Annotated in this window: 8 protein-coding genes; 5 read left to right on the forward strand and 3 right to left on the reverse strand. The window is 70.9% G+C overall.

The genetic code is table 11. From position 1 onward, the window contains the following. The coding region (locus ACFWF2_RS31195; RefSeq protein WP_379311071.1) for a DUF4153 domain-containing protein at positions 1-1573 on the forward strand (1573 nt) is incomplete at its 5' end. 3 nt (positions 1574-1576) lie between these two features. Here ACFWF2_RS31195 and recD read toward each other — a convergent pair. Genes recD through recC form a run of 3 tightly spaced genes read right to left on the reverse strand, consistent with a single transcriptional unit; the run spans position 1577 to position 10265 of the window. After that, the gene (gene recD / locus ACFWF2_RS31200; protein ID WP_379311072.1) at positions 1577-3544 is read right to left on the reverse strand and encodes an exodeoxyribonuclease V subunit alpha; all 1968 of its coding nucleotides are present in this window, start codon (positions 3542-3544) and stop codon (positions 1577-1579) included. Then, on the reverse strand, positions 3541-6906 hold the full coding sequence (locus ACFWF2_RS31205; protein WP_379311073.1) for a UvrD-helicase domain-containing protein: 3366 nt from the start codon (positions 6904-6906) through the stop codon (positions 3541-3543). The genes recD and ACFWF2_RS31205 overlap by 4 nt, the downstream gene beginning before the upstream one ends. Beyond that, the gene (gene recC, locus ACFWF2_RS31210; RefSeq protein ID WP_379311074.1) at positions 6903-10265 is read right to left on the reverse strand and encodes an exodeoxyribonuclease V subunit gamma; all 3363 of its coding nucleotides are present in this window, start codon (positions 10263-10265) and stop codon (positions 6903-6905) included. The genes ACFWF2_RS31205 and recC overlap by 4 nt, the downstream gene beginning before the upstream one ends. Positions 10266-10453: 188 nt before the next feature. On the opposite strand from recC, the gene ACFWF2_RS31215 reads away from it, so the two are divergent. From ACFWF2_RS31215 to ACFWF2_RS31230, 4 genes are all read left to right on the forward strand, one after another. After that, positions 10454-10660 carry a hypothetical protein gene (locus ACFWF2_RS31215; protein ID WP_379311075.1) on the forward strand — a complete coding sequence of 69 codons (207 nt, stop codon included), beginning with the start codon at positions 10454-10456 and terminating at the stop codon, positions 10658-10660. A gap of 84 nt (positions 10661-10744) precedes the next feature. After that, on the forward strand, positions 10745-11641 hold the full coding sequence (locus ACFWF2_RS31220) for a tat pathway signal sequence (RefSeq protein ID WP_379311078.1): 897 nt from the start codon (positions 10745-10747) through the stop codon (positions 11639-11641). 204 nt (positions 11642-11845) lie between these two features. Then, entirely contained in the window at positions 11846-13276 is a 1431-nt protein-coding gene (locus ACFWF2_RS31225; RefSeq protein WP_379311076.1) for an NAD(P)/FAD-dependent oxidoreductase, read from the forward strand. Between the two features lie 81 nt (positions 13277-13357). Beyond that, entirely contained in the window at positions 13358-14287 is a 930-nt protein-coding gene (locus ACFWF2_RS31230; RefSeq protein WP_379311077.1) for a tachylectin-related carbohydrate-binding protein, read from the forward strand. Positions 14288-14367 lie beyond the last annotated feature (80 nt).

A 14367-nucleotide genomic window follows, 5' to 3' on the forward strand; every position in this document is an offset into this window, starting at 1 on the left:
GGCCACCGTCGACACCCTCACCGCCGACCTCGCCGACACCCCCCACCCCGTCCTCGGCACCCCCGTCACCGGCACCCGCGCCCACGTCCTGGACGCGGCCCTGCGCCCCACCCCGCCCGGCGTCCCGGGCGACCTCCACCTGGCCGGCGACAGCCTCGCCCTCGGCTACCCCGGGCGGTCAGCCGATGTCGACGCGGACTCTGTCCCGAGCACCGGCGAAGGCCACGCGTCAGCGCAACTGCCTGCGGCCGGCACCGATCAGCCCACAGGGGGCGACAAGGATTCGACTGCCGCGGCGCCGGGCAGCTCTTCACCCGCTGACGACGACACCAGCCGTGGCAATGCGCCGAGCGCCGAGCCCGTCACCGCTCGCGATCGCCTGTGGTGGACCATCGCCGCGCTCGTACTGCTCGGAGTCGGCACCGTCCGCGCCGCCGGGTGGTTGTTCGCGCTGTGTGTGCTGGCGGCGTGTGTCGCGGGTTCGCTGGCGGTGCTGGGACGGCGGACGTCGCGGGGCATCGTGCACGACATGGCCGCGGTGCCGTTCGCCTCGTTCGGTGCTGTGCCGTGGGCGTTTTCGGGGTTGCGGGAGGCGCGGCCCGCGGAGCTGTCGAGTGTGCGGCGGTACGGGGTGTCGGTCGCGGCGACGGTGGCGTTGCTGGTGGTGTTCGTGCCGTTGCTGGGTGGGGCGGACGCGACGTTCGCCGACTTGCTGAGCGGGTTGGTGCCCACCGTGGACGCGGCGACCGCCTGGCAGTGGATTCTGTTGTTCGGCGTGGTCGCGGTGGGTGCGCTCGGTGCGCTGTATCTGCTCGCCGGTCCGCCTGCCGCGGCGGCGGCGTCACCGCGGCCCGCGCGGTTGTGGTCGCGGAGTGAGTGGGTGTTGCCGGTCGGTGCGTTGACCGTGCTGTTCGGGGTGTTCGTCGGTGCCCAGTTCGTCGCGCTGTTCGGTGGTGACGACTACGTACAGCGGACCGCCGGCCTGACCTACGCCGAGTACGCGCGCAGTGGGTTCTGGCAGTTGTCGGCGGTGAGCATCCTGACGCTGGCGGTGATCCTGGCGGTGCTGCGCTGGTCCTCGCACGAGACGGCGGCCGACCGGCGCTGGCTGCGGATTCTGCTGAGCGCGGTGAGCGTGCTGGCGCTCGTGATCGTCGGGTCGGCACTCGCGCGGATGTGGACCTATCAGCAGGCCTACGGGTTCACGGTGCTGCGGCTGCTGGTGGAGGTGTGTGAGCTGTGGGTGGGCGTGGTGTACGTGCTCGTCCTGGTCGCGATCGCCCGGTTGCGGTGGAGCTGGGTGCCACGCGCCGCGGTGGGCACCGCGCTCGGCACGCTCATCGCGCTGGCGATCCTCAACCCGGAACATCTTGTCGCCGAACGGAATATCGATCGGTGGGAGCACGGCAAACGCCTCGACACCGCGTATCTGAGCGACCTCTCCCCCGACATCATTCCCGCGCTGACGCAGCTGCCGCCCGAGCTCCGCACCGAGATCGAGGACCCCATCCGCGCCGACCTCGACGACGACCACTGGTGGTCCTGGAACTTCTCGCGCAGTTCCGCCCGCTGACCGCTACGACGGCGGGGTGCTCCGGGACAATCCGCTGGCCCGGAGCACCCGCCGTCCGATGGCGGCGCGGATCGACTCCTCGGTGCCGATGATGCGCACGTGGACCCGGGCACGGGTGATCGCGGTGTAGAGCAATTCCCTGGTCAGCAGCGTGGATTCGGGTTCGGGCAGAACCACCGAGACAGTGTCGTACTGGCTGCCCTGGCTGCGGTGGATGGTCATCGCGAACACGGTGACCACCGCGGGGAACTGGGTCGGGTGCACCAGGTACGGTTCGCTGCCGCGTTGCAGGGCCGCGCGCAGGGAACCGTCGGGGCGGCGCACGATCACCCCGGTGTCGCCGTTGTAGATGCGGGCCTCGTGATCGTTGGCGGTGACCAGCAGCGGCTGGCCCGGGTACCAGACCGATTGTGGCCCTTCAGGTCCCGCGCCGCCCGCCGCGGCCCAGTCCGCGGCCATCCGGTCCCAGCGCTCCACACCGAACGGGCCCTGCCGGTGGGCGCACAGCAGTCGATGCGATTCCAGCGCGGCGAGGGCGCCGACCGCGTCGCCGGCGTTGGCGGCCTCGGTGACGGCGAGGGCCGCGGTGGTCACGTCCGCGCGCACCGCGGCGGTGTCGTCGGGCGCGCACAGCGAGACATCGTCACCGCCCGCCCGCAGGATCGCCAGCGCGGCATCCGCGTCACCCGCGCGCACGGCGACGGCCAGGTCCGCGATCCGGCCGCCGAAGCGCCTGCCCCGCGTCAGCCGCACGATGCCACCGCGCAGGCGGCGCTGCTCCAGCGCGGTGAGCGATTCCGTATCCGCTTGCGGCCCGGATAGATTCGCCGATGCGCCCGTCCAGAGCGGCGACTCAGCCGCGCCGTCTTCTGTAAGCTCCGCGCCGAACGTCGAATCGGACTGCAGCAACTCCCGCAGCGCCGGGTTCGGTGCGCCGCCGATCGGCCCGGCGACCAGATCCGCCAGCACCGCACCCGCGTCGACGGAGGCGAGCTGGTCCGGGTCACCCACCAGGACGAGCCGGGTGTCGGGCCGCAATGCGGAGAACAGGTGGCTCATCATCGTCAGCGACACCATGGACGTCTCGTCGACCACCACGACGTCGTAGGGCAGCCGGTTGTGTTCGTGGTGCCGGAACCGCGTGGTGCGTCCGCGCTGCCAGCCGAGCAGACGGTGCAGGGTCGCGGCGGTCAGCTCGGGCAGACCCAGCTCGGCGGCCTGCTCACGCACCGCTTCCTGGAGTCGCGCGGCGGCCTTGCCGGTCGGCGCGGCCAGCGCGATGCGCAGGGCGGGCAGTTTCGGGCTGGCGCGGCGGTGTGCGGTGAGCAGGGCGAGGATCCGGGCGATCGTGTGGGTCTTGCCGGTGCCGGGGCCACCCGCGACGACGGTGGTCCAGTGGGTAGCGGCGAGCGCGGCGGCCAACCGCTGTCGGTCCGGGCCCGCAGCGAGGGGGTCGGCGAAGAGCCGATCGAGTTCCGCGCGCACCAGTTCGGTGTCGATCGACGGGTGATCGGCACTGCGCTCGGTGAGCACCCGCCGCAGGGTCTGCTCCTGCTGGTAGTACCGGGCGAGGTAGAGCAGCGCGCCACCCTCGGCGTCGGCTTCGACAATCCGCAACGGCCGCAACGGCCCGGCTTGCCCACCGCAGATCAGCGGACTGCGCCGCAATGCGGCAAGCACCCGATCGGTGTCCGGCCACGGTAGTGTCGCCGGGTCGATTCCCGTTGCGGTGTCGCGGGTTTCGTCGGCATCTATGCCGATCTCCCGCATCCGCGCCAGCTCCAGGCACACCGACCCCGACCGCACCGCGCGAACCGCCAGCGCGGCCGCGAACAGCACATGCTCGTCGGCCTCACGACCCATCCGCCCCAGCCGCACCGCGACGTGCACATCGGCGGCGGAGAGCACACCGGCTTCGTTGAAGACACGCAGGAGCCCAGTTCCCCTCTGCGCCACCTGGATAGACGTCATCGCGCCCCTTCTGCGAGCAGATCCGACAGTGCGACAACGAGTTCGGCGGGAGGATGCCAGTCGAAGATTCCGCGGCCGGGCGGGGTGGCCGCGCCGATCATGCCGCGCACGAACAGGTAGCGGGCGCCGCCGAGGTGGCGGGCCGGGTCGTAGCCGGGCAGCCGCCACCGCAGGTAGCGGTGCAGCGCAACCGCATACAGGAGTGCCTGGAGCGGATAGTGGGAGCGGATCATCTCCGTCACCATGTGCTCGCGCCGGTAGTGCTCGACGGTGAGATCACCGGTGCCGAGCCGGTTCGTCTTGTAGTCGACGATGAGGTAGCGGTGCTCACCCGCGGCGTCGGGTACCCGCAGCACGGCGTCGATGCTGCCGGTGAGGTAGCCGCGCAGGACGGTGTCCGGGAGCGCCGCCAGGTGGTCGGCGTAGCCGGACAGCACGTCGTCGGCGAGCAGATGGGTGCGGAGCAGGTCGGCGATCGCGTGCATGCCCGCCGACCGGGCGCCGGGGGTGTCACCGCCACCGAGCGGGAGTTCGAATTCCATCTCGCACAGTCGATCACGGGTCGCGATCGCGGCGAGCGAGCCGAAATCGGCGGGCGTGCGCAGGACTTCGAGGAGCGCGGTGGACAGCAGGTCGACGTCGAGTTCGGCCATGGTGTGCTCGACCGCTGCCACGCAGCGGGTGTGGACCTCGGCGGCGAGGTCGGGCGCCGAGGTGTCGACCATTTCGAGGACGCCGTGCACGAGCGTGCCGAACTCGGCACCGTAGGGCAGGGCATTCATCAGGGAGGGCGCGCCCGTGCCGCCGGTGAGGGCGTCGACGGGAGCTTCGGCCGGTTCGTCGTCGGGACCAGGGCCGTCCTCCGGCTCTTCCTCGGTGACCCCGGCGATATCGTGGGCGCCCGCCGTGAGCGCGGAGTACGAGGTCCGTCGCCACTGCTGGTCGAGTACTCGCGTGAAACCGGCCGCGGCCAGCTCACCGGTCGGCAGTTCGGTGCGGACCCGCCGTGGCACGACATCCTCGGGACGGTCGACCGCGGTCACCGAGATCACCTCGGACGCGGGTGCGGCCCACTCGGAGATCCGTTGCACCGCGGCGGTATCCGTGGGGATCTCCGCCCGCCGCGGCACCTGGGCCGACCCGGGCCGTCTACCGAGGATCATCCGGTGCAGAGGCGCGGCGCCGGTGGTGACCGCGGGTGCCCACCAGGCGACGACCTGGCACATGGCGCGGGTCAGCGCGACATACAGCAGTCGCAGCTCCTCCCCCGATTCCTCGGCCTCACAGCGCATCTGGCGTTCGCTGTAGCCGGGCGCCTCCTTGCCGCCGATATCGAGGACGCGGGTGCCGTTGTCGTCGTGGAACAGCAGCGTCGCCGGATAGGGGTTCTTGGCGCTGTCCCAGGCGAAAGGCAGGTAGACGATGGGGAATTCGAGGCCCTTGCTGGCGTGCACGGTCGCGATCTGCACGGCCGCCGCGTCCCGATCGAGGCGCCTGCTGCGGCCGCTGATACTGCCCGCCTCCGGGTCGCGCACCCGATCGGCCAGCCAGCGGGTCAGCGCGGTCAGGCCGAGCCCGTCGGCGAGGGCGACCTCGTCGAGCAGCTGAGCGATATGGCGCAGGTCGGTCAGTTCGCGTTCGCCGTTGTCCACCGCGAGCAGGCGCGGCGCGAGATCGGTTTCGGTGGCCAGCTTATCGAAGACCGCGGCGAAGCCCGCGCGGCCGAACAGCCGGGCCGCCTCCCGCAACTGGGTGGAGACCCGGCCGACGAGATCGGCTCCGCCGGCATCGATCTCGGTGACGGTCACGCCCAGGATCGGCGTGCACGCGGCCAGCCGTACCCGGTCGCCGCGATGCGGCTGCTCCAGCGCCCGCAGCACCCACAGCCAATCGGTGGCGGCCACGGTCGCGAAAACGCTGGTGCCGCCGGCCAGGACGGACGCGACGCCGACTCGGTCCAGTGCGGCCCGCACCACCTCGATCTGGGTGCGGGTACGCACGAGGACCGCGATATCGCCGGGCCCGATCGGCCTGCGCACCCGCCCGTCACCGACCTCGGTCAGCGAATGATCCGCGCCGCGTTCGGGTTTGGCCTCGATCATCGCCCCGGATTCGAGCAGGGTCACGATGTCGGCGGCCAGGTCGTCGGCCACCTTCGCCCGCTGCCTGCCGACCGAGGGGAACCCCGACCGGTTGCGTGGCCCTGCCCCTGTGCGCGGCAGCACTCGCAGCCGCAACGGCGTGATCACCTCGGGGTGACCGTGCAGCCGGGTCGCGGGCCGGGTCGGCGTGACGGGGTAGACGCTGATCTCGGGGTGGCCCAATTCCGCACCGCCGCACAGATGGTCGACGGCGCGCAGCAGACCCGCGTCGCTGCGCCAGTTGCGGGTGAGTTCGCTGCGCTGTTCGGCGAGGGCGACGGCGTCGAGGTAACTGAGCACCTCCGCACCGCGGAAGGCGTAGATGGCCTGTTTCGGGTCACCGACCAGGACGAGGGTGGCGTGTCCGTGGAAGGCCAGGCGCAGGATGTCCCATTGCAGCGGGTCGGTGTCCTGGAACTCGTCGACCAGCGCCACCCGGTACCGCTGCCGGATCCGCGCGCAGGCCCGCCGGCCGTGCTCGGGGTCGGCGAGAACCTCGTGCAGCAGGACCAGCAGATCGTCGAAATCGCGCAGTCCCGCACGGCGTTTGCGGCGTTCGGTCTCCGCGCGGACCGCCGTCGCGAAGGCGACCCGCTCACCGGCCGCGCCGTCGGACCGTGGCGCGAGGTCGGCGTGCCGGTCGCCCACCGCGGCCAGGGCGAGGGTGTGCGCCTCGCGGAGGGTGAACGGCGCCCGGTCGCGGGCGTAGCGCGCCAGGTAGAGGTCGTCGGCGACGGTGGCGACGAGGTCGTCGACAGATTCCACCAGCCGGGCGCCGGGGTCGTGCTCGCCCGCCAGGCCGAGTTCGTCGAGCATGCGCTGGCAGAACGAGTGCGTGGTGGCGATGGTGCCCGCGTCGAAATCGGCGAGGGCGGTGAGCAATCGGTGCCTACGCAGCCGCAGCGTCGCGGGGTCGGTGTCGGCCAGTGCGCGCACCAGCTCGTCCGGATGGGCGCGCGCGATGTCCTGGTCGGCCAGGGCGGCGGCGACGGTGACGAAGCGGTCCCTGGTCCGTTCGCGCAGTTCCTGGGTGGCGGCGCGGCTGAAGGTCACCAGCAGCAGTTCGGTGATGCCGATCCCCGCCTCGGCGACATAGCGGACGGCGAGTCCGACGATGGCGTGCGTCTTGCCCGTGCCCGCGCTGGCCTCGAGCACGGTGGTTCCCTCGGGCAGCGCGCCCGCGGCGTCGAAAGCGGCGGGCGCCGACATCGTCCCGGTCATGGCTGCCCCTGACTCTCGGCGGCGAGCAGCGGCGCCCACCAGCGGCGCGCGACCGCGCCGAAGCGGGTGCTCTCCGCCTCGCCCGCCCGCGCGGATTCGGCGGCGAGCTGGGCGAATCGGGGTGCACGACCCCACACGTAGCGCAGGTAGCGGTCGGTGTGGTCGCCGAATTTGTCCGGGCCGTTGGGTCCGCCGTCGAAGGCGTGTTCGGCGGCGAGCAGGGCATCGGCGACGCTGTCACCGCGGAAACGGCGCTCGGCGTACGCCGCGGTGGCCGCGGGCGCGACCGGCAGTGGTTCACACAGCCCCTCGTCGCGCAGGCGGACCAGGTCGCGCAGCACGGCCAGCGCGGCGGGAGCCTCGGGCGCCGCGATCACCGATCGGGCGACCGGCCTGCTGCGGAACTGGCCGCGTCCGGTACTGATCGCCCGCCACGACCTGTCCTCGGTCGCGGCGAGCGCGAGCAGCGACACCCACGCCGCCAGACGGTGTTTGGGTGCCAGCCGGGAGTAGGTGGTGCGCACCAGGGTCTCGCCACGGACCTCGGGGACGGTGCCTGCCAGGGTGCGGCCGTTGCCGAGATCGATCGCGATGTCGACTGCACGCGGGGACGCTTCGTAGTCGGGCAGTGCGGTGCGCACGAGGGTGTCGACGGTGCCTTCCACCTCGTCGAGCACCGCGGCGCCGAAACCGAACGGCGGCAACGTGCCTCGCCGCCATTCCGCGGCGCGCAGACCGGCGGGGTCGGCGCCGGTCAGCCGTGCGGTCAGCATCCGTTCGCCCAGATCCCATTTCGCCAGGCCGTCGAGTTCGATCGGCAGCTGTTCGGCGATGTCCTCGGCCTCCTCGGGCACCCGCAGTCCGAGCCGCTGCCACAGGAACGCGCGCACCGGATGTTCGGCGAACGAGATCAGTTCCGCCAGTGCGACATCCGCGAGCGGGGCGGGCGGCAGCGGCGCGGCCAGCAGCGGCGGACGCGGCTGCGACGGGCGCGCGGCGGCCCGGGCACCGGCCAGGGCGACGGTGTCGAAACTGCGCGGACGGTCGGGGGCGAAATTGCGACGGTCGAAAGACTGCAAGGGGTGCCGGACATGGACCGCGTCCATCGCCGCCCGGCCCACATGGGCGGTGAGGATGTCGAGCAGCTCGGCCACCGGCACCGCGGGTGGGCGCGCGGCGCCGGTCACCGGGTCGGCGCCGGTGTGCAGGATCAGCAGCTTCTCCCCCGCCGCCATGATCGCGTCGAGCAGCAGCTGACGATCCTCGCTGCGGGCATCGCGCTCCCCGACCAGCGGGTCGCGGGCCAGCAGGTCGTCGCCGTCGACGGTGCCGGGGCGGGGGAAGACGTCGTCGTCGAGGCCGAGCAGGAGCACGACCTTGTGCGGCACCGACCGCATCGGGACCAGCGTGCACACGGTGAGTTCGCCGGTGCGGAAGTTGGCCCGCCCAGGCCCGCCCGCCAGGCGCCCGGTCAGCAGCACCGCGACATCGGCCAGCCGCAGCGGTGTGGCACCGGCGTGCTCGGTGGCGGCGACGATCTCGCGGCGCGCCTCGGTCCGGATCCAGGAGTGCGCGTCCGGCACGTCGGTGAGCAGGTCGACCGCGCGCAGCAGCACCGCCGTCCATTCCGCGGCGGGCCGCGGTCCGCGCAGATCGCGCAGGCAGACGGCGAGCCGGTCGACAAATTCGGCGAACCTGCCCGCCAGGTCGACATCGTTGGAGTCGACGTCGTCGAGCGGCAAGGCCAGATCCAGCCAGTCGTCACCGGACTCGTCGGCGGTGACGCCGAGCAGGATCCGGTCGACGGCGGCATTGAGGGTGTTCTGCGCGAAGTCGGCGAGGCCGAACGCCTCGCGCTGGCGCTGCCCGATCCCCCAGCGGGCGCCCGACTCGGCCGCCCACTCGCGCAGCCGCTCGATATCGTCGTCATCGAACCCACAGCGGCGGCGCACGGTCTCGCTCGCCGCCAGATCCAGCACCTGCGTCACAGTGACGCGTCCGTCTGCCAGCTCCAGCAGCTCGATGACCACGGCCAGCATCGGGTTGGTGACCGCCCGCCCGCGATCGGCGAGCCGGACCCGCAGCTGATGCGCCGGATGCTCGCCTTCGACGGGCAGATCCACCGCGCCTGCCCCGCGATGTCCGAAGGCGGCCCGCACCAGCGGGGCGTAGGCCTCGACGTCCGGGCACATGATCAGCACGTCACGCGGCTGGAGGGTGGGATCGGCCGAGAAGGTCGTCAGGAGCAGGTCGCGCAAAACCTCCACCTGCCGGGCGGGGCCGTGGCAGGCGTGTACCTCGACGGTGCCGTCCGGCACGGCGCCTGCGGCTGGAACCCGGTCGTCGCGGACAGCGGTCTGCACGGCGCCGAGCAAGGTGGTCGCCGCAGACTCGACGGGGAGGTGGGTCTCGGTGTGCAGCAACGGGTTCAGACGCTGTTGCAGTTCACGAACGTCTCTGGCCAGTCCGGACAGGAGGGGGTGGCGAACCAGATCGGCGGTGTGGTCGGCCGACCGCGGGACCACACCGCTACGGTCCGGCGCGGGCAGGACAGCCACCGGACCGGCTGCCCTCGCCTCCGACAGTGCCGTCCACATCGCGGGGCTCGGATGCGCGAGCCACAGGTGGACCTCACGATGTTCGGCCAGGGCGGTCAGCACGGCCACCTGGTCGGCGGGCAGCCGGGTAAGACCGAACAGGGACAGGCGTCCAGGGAGATCGACGGAATCCGGTTCGGCCCGCAGCCGGGCGCACGCGGCAGCCAGGCGTTCGGCCGGGCTCGGCGAGCCGACGGCCGTGCGCAATGCCCGCCAGAGCAGGGGTTGCCAGGCCAGATCGTCGGGCACGATCCCGCCTGCGCCGTCGGTGTCGGCGCCCGCCGCCCAGTCGAGCAGCAGTTGCGGCCGCTGCGCGGCGTAGGAGTCGAACAGGGTCGCGAGGTGCGCGGCGGTGGCATAGCGCCTGCCCACCCGATGCCCGGCACCGGGCAGGCCGAGATGACGCGCCAGAACCGCCGCCCACGGCTGATCCGCGACCTCGTCGATCACCCGGAGCAAGGTCCACACCAGCCGCTGCCCGGCCCACGGATCGTCGGCGGGCGCGATCCCGCTGGCCGCGGCCAGCACCTCGGCCACCAGCGCCGTCGGGGCGGGGAACGCGATATTGGCGGCCACACCGTCCCCCGTGCCCGTCACCCCGAGCACACCGGACAGCCGCTGCGCCAGCCAGCGCTCCACGCCTTTGGCGGGCACCGCGACCACCTCGGTGGTGAACGGGTCGGCCGGGACGGCGCCGAGCACACCCGCGAGTCCGTCGGCCAGCGCGTCGGCGCGTTCGGCGCGATGGAGGTGCAACGGCATCCGTTGTTTATACGCCCAGCGACCGACCCGCAATCGTGCGGCCCCGCCGTCGCCACCGACCAGGGCAAGTGAAATAGGCCACACCGCAATGCGTTACCCGCCGCGCCTACGCTACCGGCGAAACCGGCCGTGGGATCGTTGTCGTCGGGTGGGACAGTTCGGCCGCAGGCGAAAGGCTGGTCCGGTTCATGATCGCGCAGGTGATTCCCCTGGTTCCCGGTGGCGGTTTCATCGTCCGCCGCGCAGGCGCCCGCTGGGAGCTGATCAATTCCCGGCGTTACGGGCCGGAGCAGGTGCTGCACTCCTGGCCGCTCGATCAGCACGGCGAAGCGTTCGAACATTGCCATCGGCTCAACGGCTGCCCGATCGCGACGCCGCACGCCGCCCACCACTGAGCGGAAAACCCGTGCGGCGCAACGGCGCTGTCACAAGATCGTGGATTTCTTCGCAAATAGTGCGCTGGGGCGCCGGGTGTGCGAGTGTGGTCCCTCGTGCGTGACCGTTCCCCCTCCACCCGCGTCGTATCCCGGGTCGCAGCAACCGCCTGTCTCCTCGCCGCCGCGGCCGTCCTCACTCCGGGCGTTCCTGTGCTGACCGCTCCGGCGCACGCCGCGCCGCCCGCGTTGACCCAGGTGTCGCTACCCGGCTTCGACAACGACATGAGTTCGCGGATAGCGCGGGTGAACTCCTACCTCGCCGGACGCCCTGGCGTCGTCGGCTACGTGCTGCGCGACCGCCAGACCGGCGGGATCTACGCCAACGAGCACGCCGAGAACCAGGTGTGGACCGCGTCGACGATCAAACTCGCCATCGCCGCGGACCTGCTCAACCGGGCCAGGGCCGGCGCCATCGGCCTGTCCCCCGAGGACCGCACCAATATCGAAGCGATGCTGGCCACCTCCAACGATGCCGCCACCAACGTGCTGTGGAACAAGTACATCGGCATCGACCGGATGGCCTACAACAACGCGTTCCGCGCCTACGGCATGGTCAGCCTGATCCCGCAGCCGACCATGTCCGCGATGTTCCCCGACTGGTCGTTCCAGAAGTGCACCGCCGCCGACCTCGACCGGCTGATGAACACCATCCTCGACACCATGCACCCCGACGACCTGGCCTACCTGCTCGACCGGATGCGGTCGGTCGACTCCAACCAGCACTGGGGCGTGTGGGGCGCGGGCTCGCGGATGCGTCCCGGCCTGAAGAACGGCTGGTCGGCCGAGGCCGACGGCTGGGTGGTCAACTCGGTCGGCGTCGCGGGCAACGGTGAGCGCTACACCCTCGCCATCATGAACGCGCTCGGCGCCGAGGGCGGCTACACCGAGGGCGCCGAGACGGACACCAAGGTGGCCGAGCTTCTGCTTGCCGGTCGCTGACCCGTCCCGTCCCGTATTCTCGATCTTGTCAGCCGGTCCGGGCGCCCTGGTGGATCTCACCGCGGCGCCCGGCACCCGGTGAAGGAACGCACCACAGCAAGATCGGAACCGGGATCTCGTGGCGACGTCGCATCCGGAGCCGACTACGGTTAACCCCGTCACCACCATTGCGGGGCCCACCCCAGTCTGTCGAGGAGCAGGACGATGAGCACTCAGTCTGTCGGGAACCAGCGGCACCGTGTGGTGGTGATCGGTTCCGGGTTCGGCGGGTTGTTCGGCACCAGGCACCTGCGCAAGGCCGATGTCGACATCACCCTGATCTCCAAGACCTCCACCCACCTGTTCCAGCCGCTGCTGTACCAGGTGGCCACCGGCATCCTCTCCACCGGTGAGATCGCCCCCGCCACCCGGCTGGTGCTGCGCAAGCAGAAGAACGCGCAGGTGCTGCTCGGTGACGTCCACGATGTCGACCTGGTCAACAACACGGTCACCTCTCGACTACTCAACCGCGACACCGTCACCCCCTTCGACAGCCTCATCGTCGCCACCGGCGCGCAGCAGTCGTACTTCGGCAACGACCACTTCGCCACCTTCGCGCCCGGCATGAAGACCATCGACGACGCGCTCGAACTGCGCGCGCGCATCCTCGGCTCGTTCGAGCAGGCCGAGCTGGCGACCACCCAGGAAGAGCGCGACCGGCTGATGACGTTCATCGTCGTCGGCGCTGGCCCCACCGGTGTCGAGCTCGCCGGCCAGATCGCCGAGCTCGCCGACCGCACGCTCGACGGCACCTTCCGCACCATCGACCCGCGCGACGCGCGCGTCATCCTGCTCGAGGGCGCGGGCGCGGTTCTCGGCCCGATGGGCCCGAAGCTGGGCGCCAAGGCCGCCAAGCGGCTCGAGAAGATGGGCGTGGAGATCCAGCTCAACGCCATGGTGACCGATGTCGACGCGCACGGTGTCGTCGTCAAGGACGCCGATGGCAGCACCCGGCGCATCGAAGCCACCTGCAAGGTGTGGTCGGCCGGTGTGCAGGCCAGCCCGCTGGGCAAGATGATCGCCGAGCGTTCCGACGGTACCGAGGTCGACCGGGCCGGTCGCGTGATCGTGGAACCGGACCTCACCGTCAAAGGCCACCCGAATGTCTTCGTGGTCGGCGACCTCATGTCGGTGCCCGGTGTGCCGGGTCAGGCGCAGGGCGCGATCCAGGGTTCGACGTATGCGGCCAAGGCCATCAAGGCCGGTCTCAAGGGTCAGACCCCCGAGCAGCGGGCGCCGTTCAAGTACTTCAACAAGGGCTCGATGGCGACGATCTCGCGCTTCGACGCCGTCTGCCAGATCGGCAAGATCGAGTTCAGCGGTTTCCTCGCCTGGCTGGCCTGGCTGGCGCTGCACCTCTACTACCTGGTGGGCTACCGCAGCCGGATCGTCACCGTGATCGGCTGGTTCGTCTCGTTCCTCGGCCGCAACCGTGGTCAGATGGCCGCCACCGAGCAGTGGGTCTTCGCCCGGCTGGCGATCGAGGAGGTCCAGTCCGACCAGGCCGACGCCGACGAACTCGCGGCCGCCCTCGGCGCGCCCCCCGGCAGCAACTACAAGCCGGCGCGGGTGCGGGAGCAGCGCGAAGTCGGCTAGGAGCCGCCCCGACTCGACCCACGTGGAATACTTTTCCGGCTGACATCTTGCGTTCTTCCTCGGTATACGAATGGAGGATCGATGAGCGGTTTCGGTCAAGTCTTCTACTGGATCAAGCCCGACGGAAATTTGCAGTGGGCCCGTCATGACGGAACATCGGACGGCACGCTCGTCTGGACGGGAGTGGGTTCCGAATTCACGGGACCGGACGACGGGCTCAACGTCGGATCGGGCTGGAATGTCTACAGTTCCGTTTTCTGGGGTGGAGCGCAGGGGATCATCTACGCGATCACCCCCGACGGGGACATGCACTGGTACAGCCACGATGGGTTCAAGGACGGCACCGCGACCTGGACAGCCGGGGACGGCGGGCGTCTCGTCGGCAGCGGCTGGAACACCTACGCCCAGGTCTTCGCGGGAGGCAGGCGGACAGTCGCGGGGGAATCCAACGGCTTCGTCATCTACGGGATCACGCCCGAGGGTGAGTTGGATTGGTACCGCCACGAAGGCTGGACCGACGGCTCTCCGACCTGGACCGGGGGCGATGGCGGCAGACGTGTCGGCAGCGGATGGAATACCTATCCGAGGGTGTTCTCGGTCGGTCGCGGCATCATCTACGGGATCACCGCCGACGGTGAGATGGACTGGTTTCGCCATGACGGCTGGACGAACGGCTCGCCGACCTGGACCGGGGGTGATGGCGGACGACGCGTCGGCAGCGGATGGAACGCGTACAGCCGGGTGTTCGGCTCCTACGACGCAGGCGGCCAGATCTATGGCTTCGAGAAGCCCTCTGGCACGCTGGGTGAAGGGCCCGTCGGCGACGGTGACGGGACAGCCGGCGACAACCCCGTCCCGCACGACACGATCTTCGAAGACGTGGAGTGGTACCGACACGACGGTTGGCAGAATGGTAATCCGACGTGGACCGCCGGAGACGGCGGTCGGGTTGTCCTCTGCTGCCTCAGTCGAGTCCCGGTATTTCCCGGGGCGATGGTGGCGCTCCCGTGACAATGCGGGTGCGTGTGGCGCCCGACATTCGCAATTCGATTGCCAGGCAATGATCTTTGTCGCAGGCCGGGTGGTTCCCC

The sequence above is a fragment of the Nocardia sp. NPDC060259 genome (assembly GCF_042728775.1).
Classification (GTDB): Bacteria; Actinomycetota; Actinomycetes; order Mycobacteriales; family Mycobacteriaceae; genus Nocardia.